Source organism: Streptococcus dentiloxodontae, assembly GCF_053206925.1.
The window spans coordinates 47,619-59,966 of sequence record NZ_JBRUHR010000010.1; the positions used below are offsets into that span (position 1 = coordinate 47,619).

At 38.5% G+C, this 12,348-nt stretch carries 11 protein-coding genes; 6 read left to right on the plus strand and 5 right to left on the minus strand.

The window, feature by feature from the left end; all coding sequences use genetic code 11:
• Nucleotides 1-3: 3 nt before the first annotated feature.
• Nucleotides 4-900 (minus strand): ribonuclease HIII, encoded by an 897-nt coding sequence (rnhC, locus tag ACVRZ8_RS06530; RefSeq protein WP_447448512.1) that lies wholly within the window; start codon nucleotides 898-900, stop codon nucleotides 4-6.
• A 263-nt stretch (nucleotides 901-1,163) separates the two neighbouring features.
• Between rnhC and ACVRZ8_RS06535 the strand changes: the two genes are divergently transcribed.
• Both ACVRZ8_RS06535 and ACVRZ8_RS06540 read left to right on the plus strand, forming a co-directional pair.
• Complete coding sequence (locus ACVRZ8_RS06535) at nucleotides 1,164-1,481, plus strand: cell division protein ZapA (protein WP_447448513.1); 318 nt, start codon at nucleotides 1,164-1,166, stop codon at nucleotides 1,479-1,481.
• Complete coding sequence (locus ACVRZ8_RS06540) at nucleotides 1,478-2,020, plus strand: CvpA family protein (RefSeq protein WP_447448514.1); 543 nt, start codon at nucleotides 1,478-1,480, stop codon at nucleotides 2,018-2,020. Before ACVRZ8_RS06535 ends, ACVRZ8_RS06540 begins: the two co-directional genes overlap by 4 nt.
• Nucleotides 2,021-2,142: 122 nt before the next feature.
• Here the strand turns inward: ACVRZ8_RS06540 and ACVRZ8_RS06545 are convergent, their stop codons facing one another.
• Entirely contained in the window at nucleotides 2,143-4,488 is a 2,346-nt protein-coding gene (locus ACVRZ8_RS06545; RefSeq protein ID WP_447448515.1) for an endonuclease MutS2, read from the minus strand.
• 58 nt (nucleotides 4,489-4,546) lie between these two features.
• Nucleotides 4,547-4,702: a hypothetical protein gene (locus ACVRZ8_RS06550; RefSeq protein ID WP_447448516.1), complete on the minus strand. Its 156-nt coding sequence runs from the start codon at nucleotides 4,700-4,702 to the stop codon at nucleotides 4,547-4,549.
• 165 nt (nucleotides 4,703-4,867) lie between these two features.
• Here ACVRZ8_RS06550 and polA point away from each other — a divergent pair, with 165 nt between their 5' ends.
• Both polA and ACVRZ8_RS06560 read left to right on the plus strand, forming a co-directional pair.
• The gene (gene polA / locus ACVRZ8_RS06555; RefSeq protein ID WP_447448517.1) at nucleotides 4,868-7,507 is read left to right on the plus strand and encodes a DNA polymerase I; all 2,640 of its coding nucleotides are present in this window, start codon (nucleotides 4,868-4,870) and stop codon (nucleotides 7,505-7,507) included.
• Nucleotides 7,508-7,601: 94 nt separating this feature from the next.
• Nucleotides 7,602-8,033 carry a CoA-binding protein gene (locus ACVRZ8_RS06560; protein ID WP_447448518.1) on the plus strand — a complete coding sequence of 144 codons (432 nt, stop codon included), beginning with the start codon at nucleotides 7,602-7,604 and terminating at the stop codon, nucleotides 8,031-8,033.
• A gap of 170 nt (nucleotides 8,034-8,203) precedes the next feature.
• Here ACVRZ8_RS06560 and ACVRZ8_RS06565 read toward each other — a convergent pair whose 3' ends face one another.
• Both ACVRZ8_RS06565 and ACVRZ8_RS06570 read right to left on the minus strand, forming a co-directional pair.
• The gene (locus ACVRZ8_RS06565; RefSeq protein ID WP_447448519.1) at nucleotides 8,204-8,665 is read right to left on the minus strand and encodes a DUF975 family protein; all 462 of its coding nucleotides are present in this window, start codon (nucleotides 8,663-8,665) and stop codon (nucleotides 8,204-8,206) included.
• Nucleotides 8,622-8,930, minus strand: coding sequence for a hypothetical protein (locus tag ACVRZ8_RS06570; protein WP_447448520.1), 309 nt, complete (start codon nucleotides 8,928-8,930; stop codon nucleotides 8,622-8,624). The genes ACVRZ8_RS06565 and ACVRZ8_RS06570 overlap by 44 nt, the downstream gene beginning before the upstream one ends.
• 140 nt (nucleotides 8,931-9,070) lie before the next feature.
• Here ACVRZ8_RS06570 and tgt point away from each other — a divergent pair, with 140 nt between their 5' ends.
• Both tgt and ACVRZ8_RS06580 read left to right on the plus strand, forming a co-directional pair.
• The gene (gene tgt / locus ACVRZ8_RS06575; RefSeq protein ID WP_447448521.1) at nucleotides 9,071-10,213 is read left to right on the plus strand and encodes a tRNA guanosine(34) transglycosylase Tgt; all 1,143 of its coding nucleotides are present in this window, start codon (nucleotides 9,071-9,073) and stop codon (nucleotides 10,211-10,213) included.
• Between the two features lie 473 nt (nucleotides 10,214-10,686).
• Complete coding sequence (locus ACVRZ8_RS06580; RefSeq protein WP_447448522.1) at nucleotides 10,687-12,141, plus strand: Ig-like domain-containing protein; 1,455 nt, start codon at nucleotides 10,687-10,689, stop codon at nucleotides 12,139-12,141.
• Nucleotides 12,142-12,348: the final 207 nt, after the last annotated feature.

The following is a 12,348-nucleotide window of genomic DNA, read 5'->3' on the forward strand; positions in this document are numbered from 1 at the left end:
CTTTCAGAATTGATTTAAAAGTTTATAGGCTTTCTGGGTGTTAGCAAAATGATATTTGGCTGTGGAGAGTAAAGCACTGTCGCCATAGGCGGCAAGGAGCTTTGCAGCTACTTGATCGGATTTGTTTCCAGCACCTGAAGGCAGAGTATAGCCAACCTCACGGCTGAGCTGCTCTAGGTTTTCCAGAAAGAGGTTTCTGGCTATGATAGAGCTAACAGCGACAGCAAGGTATTTGGCTTCAGCTTTTTCTTCCAAGGTTAAAGGATTGGAAAAATGATTGCTTTCGTTTTTTAGGTATTTTTGATAATTTTTTTCGGAAGTAAAGGCATCTACCACGATTTTGTCGGGGCAAACGCCTGTTTGCAAAAGCAGGTAGATAGCTTGGTTATGAAGAGCCACTTTAACTGAGACAGCATTGTGGTCTTTATCTTTTCCGACTATTTGGTTGTATTTTTTAGGGGATAATAGCAGAGCCTTATGAGGAATTTTTTCCTCCAGAAGCGGAGCTATTGTCCTGATTTTAGAATCAGTTAACCGTTTAGAATCATCAACTCCCAGCGATTTAAGAAAATCATGCTCAGCTGGTGTGACATAGCTTGCCACTACAGCTAGCCCGCCAAAATAAGAACCGTTTCCTACCTCGTCAGAGCCAATCAGAGCCATATCCTGTCTTGCAGAGCTGGAATCGGCCTCAACTTTGTAGCCGAACTGGCTAGCAATTTTTTCCGGATGCGTTCCTTGAAAGGTCACTTTGCCAGATGTGTAGGCAATAACACTTGTTCCTGCGACTTTAGCTGAAAAAAAAGCATAGGGATTTTTCTTTGGGACAGCATAAGTCGCTAATTGTTTTTTGAGCTCAGTTAACTCAGCTGATGTCATCTTTAATACGATTGTACCCATGCTATCTATTTTAGCATAAGTTGGGACAGGTGTCTCTGAAAGAGAAAGGAAAAATAATAAAAAAAGAGGAGAGAAAGGTCAAAGGCTGTTCTGTCTCGTTTTTGTAAAGATAAGCCATTAAAATGTGACTAAACTTAAACTTTTGCCATTTACGAATAGTAGCTTTTAGGTTATAATGAAAGGTAAGTTAAGAAAGGAGAAGCTGCTGGTTTTGACTATAAAGCTCTGCTATTTAGTTATAGTTTAGGCAGTTGATAACTCTTATGACAAGTACGAATCGCTATAAATTTAACTTTGGAGAAAAATCACTGACACTGACTACCGATAAGGACAACCTCTTTATGGAAGAAGTTGAGCGTGTAGCTCATGAAAAGTATGAAGGCATTAAAGAAAAACTGCCAAATGCTGACAATGAGACAGTGGCAATTCTTATGGCTATCAATGCCCTTTCGACTCAGCTTAGCCGTGAAATTGAGATTGAAGACCTTGAAAAAGAATTGGACAATCTTCGGGCCAAACATTTAGAAGAGTTGAGAGAAAAGGCTTCGATTGTGATTCCTGATGACGAGGAACAGGAATGATTGGTCTTGTCGTTTTGCTTTTTGCGGCTTGGAATTTTTATATCGGATATCGCCGTGGTCTTTTTTTGCAAGGCTATTATGCGGCTGCAGCTCTAATCAGTCTTTGTCTTGCCAGTGTCTTTTATAAGGACTTGGGCAAGGCAATTTATCTTTGGGTTCCTTATTCCAGTCCAGGGAAAGATGCTAGCATTAGCTTTTTTTTAGATGTTGATTTATTCAGTTTGGATAAGGTCTATTATGCTGGAGTTGCCTTTTTTGCTATTTATGTCGGAAGTTATTATGCTCTGCGGCTGATTGGGATTTTGATGCACTTAGTTGATTTGGAAAAATGGGATCAGACACGTCTGCGTTTGATTTCAGGGGCAATAGCAGTGCTGGTTAGTTTGCTGCCGTTCTCTATGGCTTTCAATATATTGGCGACTTTGCCTCTTTCTCCAATTCAGTCAATCTTATCAAGTAGCTGGACAGCTCACTTTTTAATAGACTATTTTATTCCTTTTAGCAGTTTACTTCACATGTTATGGACAAGTGCTGTTTAAACTATTGATACTAAAAATAATAAAATCACTCAGACTAGTCCGAGTGATTTTTAAAAGCTCTATAATTTCTGCAGCGGGTAGAATTCCCACCAGAAGTTATAGGGCTTTTTGAATAAGTAAAACTATCCCAATGTTACAATAGTGCAGCCTGAACCTCCAGCATTTTGCGGAGCGTATTCAAAATGTTTGACGTGGCGGTTGCGGTGGAGATATTTGGTGACACCGTCGCGGATAGCGCCGGTTCCGATACCGTGAATGATATCCACTTGATTCATATTATTAAGCAGGGCTTGATCAATGAAGGCGTCTAACTCCTGCATAGCCTCTTCGTAGCGTTTGCCGCGTAGATCCAGTCTGGCATGCGGAGAGCTTGTTCCTTGTTTGGGTTTGGCTTTTTTTACAACATTAATCTGTTTTTTCTTAGGTTTTTTGGTCTCCCTTTGGCTTTTGACAAGGCTAAATTCATCTTCGTTCAGCGTCATCTTGATGAGCCCCACCTGAGCCTCCCACTTGTGATCTTTAATCTGAGCGGTCAGCGTACCTCGCTGACCGTAGGCAGTGACAATAATATCATCGCCAATCCGCGGAGTTCTTAATTTTTTAGCCTTTTTTAGGACTTTATTGTGAGAGAGCTGAGTTTCGGGTGCCAATTTTTTCAGTTCAGTTTTGGCCTCTATAATTTGATGCGGTTTGAGCTGGGCTTTGTCCTGTAAATTTTGCAGAATAGCGTCACTTTTATTGATAGCCTCCTCAACAATTTCATGAGCTTTGGCTGTTGCTTTTTCAATTTCTTTGTCCTTAGCGTGGGAAAATTCATTGTAAAGCTTTTTGACAGCACGATTAAACTTAAGATTTTCCTGTTCAACCTCTCGAATGTGATCCAATCTGCGACGGGTTTCCAAAGTTTGATTTTCCAGTTCTTCAATGATACGGTTGACATCAGTGTCATGGTTGGTCATCTGCTCTGCTTCATTAACAATAAATTCAGAAAGGCCAAGTCTACGTGCAATTTCAAAGGCATTGGAGCGTCCTGGGACTCCTTGCATGAAACGATAGGTTGGACTTAGAGTTGCTGCATTGAATTCCATACTGGCATTTTCTACAAATTCGGTCTCAATGCCATAGGCTTTCAGCTCAGGATAATGGGTGGTAGCCATGGTCTTAACCTGAGTCAGCCGCAGGTGTTCTAGAATAGCCATCGCTAAGCTGGCACCTTCTTGAGGATCCGTACCTGCTCCGAGTTCATCAATAAGCACCAAGCTGTCGCTGTCAGCTGCCTCTAATATCTCAACAATGTGTGTCATATGACTTGAAAAGGTTGACAGGTTTTGCTCAATAGACTGTTCATCACCGATATCTGCAAATACTTCCGTAAAAATACTAACCTTGCTGCCTTTGTCGGCTAAAATAGGCAGACCTGACTGAGCCATAAGCTGAGCTAGCCCCAATGTTTTTAACATGACTGTCTTACCACCAGTGTTGGGGCCTGTGATGACAATAGCTGTTAATTTGTCTGCAAAATGCAAATCATTGGCAATGGGGTTAGTTAAAAGAGGATGACGAAGGTTGAGTAACTCTATTTCTTTATCAGTTGAAAGTTCAGGAATAACAGCCTTTTTATCATGAAGGTAGAGGAACTTAGCTCTAATAAGATCCAGATGACCAATAATCCAAGCATTATTGCGAATAGTCTGACTATGCGGGCGCAGCAATTGACTCAATTCATGAAGGATATGAGTTATTTCGTGACGTTCATCTGCATACAGCTGGGTAATGTCCTCATTAAGCTGAACGGCTGCACGCGGTTCAATATAGACGGTACTGCCAGATGCTGAGATATCATGGACGACCCCGTTAATACGATGGCGATGGGTATTTTTTACAGGCAAAACGGATCGACCGTTACGGCTGGCAATAAGACTCTCTGACAAGTAATCGGCATTTTTTTTGAGAATATCCTGCAGCACCTGACGCATTTGGCTGTCGCTGGCTTTAATTTGACGACGGATATTTTCGAGCTCTGGGCTGGCAAAATTTTCAATAAACCCACCATCATTAACAGCTTGTAAGCTGCCTTGCAGTTTTGGAAAATTTTCTAACCCCTCAAAGAGACGTTTCAAACTTTGTAGTTTTACATTTTCCAAACTGTCATAAAAACGTGTCAGCTCAGCTGTTACGGTTAGAACTTTTTTGACAGCCAATAATTCTGGGATATTGAGGTCGGCATCAAACTCCAGACGGCGCAGCGGTTCTTTTATATCCTTTAAGCTTCCTGCAGCAAAGCCATGTTTTTCTACAAAAATCTCAGCCATCTCAGCTATTTCAGCAAATTGAGTCTGAATTTTATTTTTGTCAGTCATAGGAGCTAATTGCTCCAACTCGGCTAGACCTTGCTCAGTTTGTAAATAGGGTTCAAATTGTTCCTTGACTTTATCAAATTCTAATTGCTCTAAAATCTTGTTATTCATGATAACTATTATATCAAAAACTAATGAAAATCGGTTCTATCGCTGATGCAAAAGAATTTTAATTGTTCAGCTGATTTGTGGTCTTAGCGGCCAATTCTCTTTTTCTTTGTTCAATAAATAAGAAGAAAGCAAAACTGAAATTCAGCCATTTTAGAATAGTTATCATATTTTCACCTTCTTTTTCATCCGTTGTTGACAAAAAATGGCTGTTCATTATTTGAAGATTCTGCATTTGAAAAGGTTTTGCCCTTATATTAAAAAGAAAACGTTTTTATTTTGTCAAAGCGAATATTGCTATTAACAAGTTTAGCGCCGCGTTTGTGAGAACTCTTTAAGCTCAGACAACATCAAGATAGCCTAGGTATGTTATAATGAAACTATGACTAACAAGAATAAATTACTTCTCATTGACGGCTCGTCCGTTGCTTTTCGTGCTTTCTTTGCACTCTATAATCAAATTGAGCGTTTCAAAAACAATACAGGGCTTCATACTAATGCCATTTATGGATTTCATCTGATGTTAAACCATCTCATGGAGCGTGTACAGCCAACCCATGTCTTAGTAGCGTTTGATGCAGGTAAAACTACTTTTCGCACAGAGATGTTTACAGAATATAAAGCTGGGCGCGCTAAGACTCCGGATGAGTTTCGTGAGCAGCTGCCTTATATTCGTGAAATGCTGACAAATTTGGGGATTAGATTTTACGAACTGCAAAACTACGAAGCAGATGATATCATTGGTACTCTGGATAAAATGGCAGAGCAGACAGCCATTCCTTTTGATGTCACAATTGTCAGTGGTGATAAAGATTTAATTCAGCTGACTGACGATAATACAATCGTTGAAATTTCTAAAAAAGGGGTAGCTGAGTTTGAAGAATTTACCCCAGCTTATCTTATGGAAAAAATGGGCATCACTCCAACTCAGTTTATTGACCTCAAAGCACTTATGGGAGACAAGTCAGATAATATTCCCGGTGTGACAAAAATTGGTGAAAAGACGGGCCTGAAGCTCCTTCACGAATACGGCAGTTTAGAGGGAATTTATGATAACATTGACAGTTTCAAAGCCTCAAAAATGAAGGAAAATCTGATTAATGATAAAGAACAGGCTTTTTTATCTAAGACCCTTGCGACAATTAATACGGCTTCACCTATTGAAATAAGCTTGGAAGACACAGTCTATAATGGTCCAAAAACTGATGACTTGGCAGCTTTCTATGATGATATGGGCTTTGTCCAATTAAAGAAAGCTCTGTTAGGAGAAGCTGCTCCTAAAACATTTGAAGTCAGCTACAGCGAACCTGAAACGGTAACAAATGAGCACTTTAGTCCAGATGACTTCTTCTATTTTGAAGTGCTCAGAGATAATTACCATATTGAACCTATGATTGGGTTTGCTTGGGGGAATAGCAAAGCCATTTATGCCAGTACGGATTTGTCTCTCCTAGAGAGTCCGGCCTTTAAGGCTGCTCTGTCAAAACCTATTAATACTTATGATTTCAAGCGCAGCAAGGTCTTGCTCAGCCATCTGGGAATTGATTTGCCGACAGCTGCTTTTGATGCACGTTTGGGCAAGTATTTACTCTCAACGATAGAGGACAACAATCTCTCGACTATTGCCCGTCTTTATACAGATTTGCCTTTAGAAACCGATGAAGCTGTCTATGGCAAAGGTGCAAAGCGTACTGTTCCTGAAAAAGATGTTCTGCTCAGCCATTTGGCTAAAAAAATCCAAGTCCTAATCGAATCAAAGCCAGTTATTTTAGAAAAATTGGCAGAGCATAATCAATCAGAGCTTCTTTTCAATATGGAGCTGCCGCTGGCCAATGTTCTTGCCAAAATGGAGATTGCAGGCATCAGGGTTAAGGGACAAACGCTCAATGAGATGGCAATAGAAAATCAAAAAGCTATTGATCGTTTGACTCATGAAATTTATGATTTGGCAGGTACAGAATTTAATATCAACTCTCCAAAACAGCTGGGAGAAGTTCTTTTTGATAAAATGCAGCTGCCTCTGGAATATACCAAAAAGACCAAGACTGGCTATTCAACAGCTGTTGATGTGCTGGAACGCTTAGCACCAATTTCGCCGGTTGTTACTAAAATTTTAAATTACCGTCAGATCACAAAACTTCAGTCGACCTATGTTATTGGCCTGCAGGATTTTATTTTAGAAGACGGTAAGATTCATACACGTTATGTGCAGGATTTGACTCAGACAGGACGTCTGTCCAGTGTAGATCCTAACCTGCAAAATATACCTATTCGTTTAGAGCAAGGTCGGCTTATTCGTAAGGCCTTTGTGGCATCTGACAGCAATGCAGTGCTGCTTAGCTCGGATTATTCACAGATTGAATTGCGGGTTTTGGCACATATTTCAAGAGATGAACATTTAATTGCTGCATTTAGAGAAGGCGCGGATATTCATACGTCCACGGCCATGCGAGTTTTTGGTATTGAAAAACCAGAAGACGTCACACCAAATGACCGCCGCAACGCCAAAGCTGTTAATTTCGGCATAGTTTATGGTATTTCAGACTTTGGTCTGGCCAATAATCTTGGTATTCCTCGTAAATTGGCTAAAAATTATATTGATACCTACTTTGAACGTTATCCCGGTATAAAGAGCTATATGGAAAATATAGTACGCGAAGCCAAAGATAAAGGCTATGTAGAGACCTTATTCCACCGTCGCCGTGAATTGCCGGATATTAATTCCCGTAACTTTAATATTCGCAACTTTGCAGAACGCACAGCTATTAATTCCCCAATTCAGGGCAGTGCAGCTGATATTCTCAAAATTGCCATGATTAATTTGGATAAGGCTTTGACCAAAGCTAATTACCAAGCAAAAATGCTTCTTCAAGTTCACGATGAAATCGTTCTTGAAGTTCCAAAGAGCGAATTAGACGCTGTCAAGCAACTCGTTAAAGACATTATGGAAGCAGCTGTAGAGTTAGCGGTTCCTCTATTGGCTGATGAAAATGATGGGGAAACTTGGTATGAAGCAAAATAAAAAGGCTAGACAGCCTTTTTATTTTGTATTATTTACATGTAAGCTCTTTCAAAATGTGATATACTTACTAGTAAAAAAGAAAGGAAGCATGAATATGGCTTATACATTTCAAAATCCTAGTGCAGAAGTAATAAAAAGCTATCTTCAGGCTGCAAAAACCATTGCCATTGTTGGTTTATCCAATCGTCAAGAGACTGCAGCATACAAGGTAGCGCAGGTTCTTAAGGATGCTGGCTATGTCATCATACCTATCAATCCAAAGTTGGCAGGAACAGAAATTTTAGGAGAAAAAGCCTATGCTACTTTGCAGGATATTCCGATTCATGTAGATATCGTTGATATTTTCAGACGCAGTGAATTCCTGCCAGATGTAGCGCGTGACTTTTTAGAAACAGATGCAGACATTTATTGGGCACAGCTTGGTCTGGAAAATGAAGAGGCTGAAAAAATTCTACGTCAAGCAGGACGTGATAAAATTGTCATGAATCGCTGTATCAAACTTGATTATCAAGAGCTGGTCAATTGAAAAAATCTGGTTTTCCAGATTTTTTAGTTTTCTTTATTTTTGATGGGCGCTTCATTCCCGTAATCCTTGCTACCTGTCATTTTTATCATCTGTTAAATTGTCACTCTTGCTATCTTGTATTTGAATTGATTCAGAAAGTTTCGTCATTTTCTTGTTTAAGGACAATTTAATCATAAAAAATAGAAAAGGCTGTACAGTGCAGGGACAAGATATTTAGACCAGCCGTATTGACGCAGAGAAGAAATGATAGCTTTAGCTCTAGGATAATTATCCTCATAATAAACGTAATTATAGAGAAGATAATAACTCATACTATAGGATAGAGATTTTTTGATAACTAAGAAACATCCCCATATCATAATTCCTATACCGCTAATCATAAATACCATACTTGAACCTGTATTTGCACCGAAAGCAGAAGCTAAGACGTAATAGCCAAAACCTTCAAGAAAAAAGAAGGCTCCTATTGCAAAAACTAAAGACCAAAGAAAAAGATACACGGTTTCTAACAAAATCACTAGAAAAATCTTGCTAAATACTTCATCTGCAAAGCTGCACCAAATATCCTTAAAACTGATATTTTTTCTTTCACCGCGTGCAATTTCCAGAAAAACAAATTGGATTGATGCCAAAAAGTAAATAATAAGGTAGAAAAAAAGCAGTGAAAATGAGTAACAAGTGACTAGTTGGGTTAAGTTCTACTGGACTGAGATTGAACTCTTCTCTGAGTCTAAAGGCTGTCATTAATTTGTTATCGTATAAAGTTATAGTTCTTAGTAAAGTAGATATGGCTAGGAGAAAACTTGATACTATAAAAGGCAAGGTCAAAAATACGATTTTACCCGAAATCTTTCCAAGAAGTTCTCTAGCCTGAGTTTTAATTTGTGCAATGGTCATAATAAATTCCTAATATCATAGAAACTTTGGCTGCTTTTGTTTTTTTGAAAATAGCAGAGCTGACAGTTAGTAGAATTTCTGATAAACTAGATAGGTTGAAAAAGCTCAGGACTGTTTATCCTGATAGCAAGGAGAAATGAATGACAGATTATCCCATAACTTATCGATTAATTAAAAAGGAAAAGCATACAGGGGCTCGTTTAGGTGAGATTATAACTCCCCATGGTACTTATCCAACGCCTATGTTTATGCCAGTTGGAACGCAAGCGACGGTTAAAACACAGTCTCCAGAAGAATTAAAGCAGATGGGGTCAGGTATTATTTTAGCTAATACTTACCACCTTTGGCTAAGACCAGGAGATGATCTTATTGCAGAGGCTGGGGGTCTTCATAAATTTATGAACTGGGATCAGCCTATTTTAACAGACAGTGGCGGTTTTCAGGTTTATTCTTTAGCTGACTCGCGCAATATTACAGAAGAAGGGGTTACTTTCAAAAACCACCTGAATGGCTCTAAAATGTTTTTATCTCCGGAAAAAGCCATCTCAATTCAAAATAATTTAGGTTCTGATATCATGATGTCTTTTGATGAATGTCCTCAGTTCTACCAACCTTATGATTATGTAAAGAAATCTATTGAACGTACCAGCCGTTGGGCAGAGCGCGGACTTAAAGCGCACCGACGCCCACAGGAACAAGGACTCTTTGGGATCATACAGGGAGCAGGCTTTGAGGACTTACGCCGTCAATCGGCTCAGGATTTAGTCGGTATGGATTTTTCAGGTTATTCCATCGGCGGATTAGCTGTTGGCGAATCTCATGAGGAGATGAATGCCGTTTTAGATTTTACTGCGCCGCTTTTACCAGAAAATAAACCTCGCTACCTTATGGGGGTTGGAGCACCGGACAGCCTTATTGATGGGGTTATTCGTGGTATTGACATGTTTGACTGTGTGCTGCCAACCCGTATTGCCAGAAATGGAACCTGTATGACCAGTCAAGGTCGTCTGGTTGTCAAAAATGCTCAGTTTGCTAAAGATTTCACTCCACTTGATCATAATTGTGATTGTTATACTTGTACTCATTATACCCGTGCTTATCTCCGCCATTTGCTTAAGGCTGATGAAACTTTCGGTATTCGTCTGACCAGTTATCATAATCTCTATTTTCTGGTCAATCTTATGAAAATAATTCGCCAAGCAATTATGGACGACAATCTTTTAGAGTTTCAGAAAGACTTTTTGGAACGTTATGGATACAATAAATCTGAGCGTAATTTCTAATTTAAAAGGCATTTAAAAATACGAAAATTATTTTCGGAAAATTATCTGAAAAAGAAAAAATTAAAAGAATTTCTAGGCTTTTATAAGTATTTTAAGGAATATTCTTTTAATTTTTTTATTTTCTTGTTATAATATCAAAAAGAGAAGGAGGAGAAAAATAAGGAAAAAGTAAACACTTTGTAAACTCATTAATGATTTCTGGATTTTTTGAGGATTGAAAAAAAGTTTGGAGTTTTGTGTTCCCAACACATTAGGGTAATAGGAAGGCAAAAGTGAGTGTTACAAAAGCTGAAAATCAACCTTGTTTTTGGATAAAGCACTTAAGAATTGCATTTAGGAAGTATAGTCATTTTGATTATTATATTTTTTTGACTTAAGTTATTAAAGATGTTATAAATGTAATTGTTTTTTTACTGAAAGGTGACAAAAACGATGGTGATATGTTAAAATATTACATAGGGGGGGAAATTAAAATGAAATCTAAAGTACTTTTATTATTTCTAAGCCTTTTCGCTATATTAGGGGTCTTTGCCATCTCTAATACAGCTGAAGCAGCAACAGTTGATATAACACCAACTGTTAGTGTTACTAAGACAGATGGAACTGTTATTACTGAGGGGACAAATGTTCAAACTGGTGAGGTTCTTCTGTTTAATGCAACTTTTGATATACCAAATAATGTTGCTCATGAAGGGGATACGACTGTATTTAGTTTTGGTGAAGGTTTCCAAGTTGCTAATACAACTAGTTTTGATGTCTATGATCCTAATACGGGACTTAAGGTCGCAACTGCATACGCAGATAAGTCAAGCAATGTTATTACCTTAACTTACACAGACTATGTTGAACAGCATTCTGATATTGCTGGTGAATTAAATGCTAGTTTAGTACTTAACACTAATATTGGTACAGAACCTGGTTTCCGTACTTTATCTGCAAGTGTTAACAATTCTACTATTACTTCAATTCGTGTTTCTGCGAATAATCAAGAATCACCTGCAGTATCACCTGGAACATCTTCAAATATTGTTGCGAAATCTTCATGGCTGAGCGATGATGGTAAAACACTTCATTATACTGTTACCGTTAATCCAGATAGTCAAAACCTTACAAATGCAACAGTCACAGATGCATTGACAACTAATAATGGAAATCTGAGTTATAATAAAGATTTAACAGTAACAACAAACGGCACAGATGTTACAGCAAATACAAATATAACTTATGCTAATGATGGCTCAGGGTTCACCCTTGATTTAGGGTCTATCAATTCGGCCTATACTATCAGTTACACTGTTGCAGTTAATTATAGCCCTGCTGATGGTGAAACTTTTGATAATAGTGCAAGCTTCCAAGCTGACGGTGTGCCATCAACCTCGACATCTAATAGCTTTGTATTTATGGGAATTAATGGAACAGCTTCAGGGCATAATTTCACTTTGAATTTAGTTAAGACTGATGAAGCTGGTAATCCTCTTGAAGGAGCAGAGTTTACTATTACCCGTAAATCAACAGGTGAAGTCGTAAATACTGTAACAACAGGTTCTGATGGAAAAGTGTCGGTTTCAGGTCTCTTGCGTGATGATTACATTATCACTGAAACAAAAGCACCGGATGGTTATACAGCTGCTGATCCTGTAACGGTTAATGGAGCTGATTTTGATAGTCAGACATTGGCGCAAACGGTAACTGTGGTAAATAAAAAGAATGAGGAAAGCACTACAAGCAGTTCAACCTCAAGTTCAACAACTTCGACAACATCTGGACCTCAAGTTGGTTCCTCAACAAGTTCAACTAACGCAACTGTTAAGAAATCATCTAAGAGTGAATTACCTTCAACTGGCGATTCATCAACATTCTGGTTTACTATTGCAGGACTTGGTATGATTGCAGCTGGCTTCTATGGTGTGCGTCGCAAAGCAAATTAATTTTAATAGTTAATTAGCTGTACTAATGTTGTAAAAATAGTCTAGGCTCTCTCATTTTGAGAAAAGCTAGGCTATTTTTGGGCTCTTTGTCAACTGTAGTGGGTGACTTATAACTAAGCACGAGAGAGAATCAGATTGGTTCTCTCTCTTTGCATGTTCAAAGCGATAAGAATTTTAGTTTTAAAGTTTTTGAAGTTTCGAAAGCCA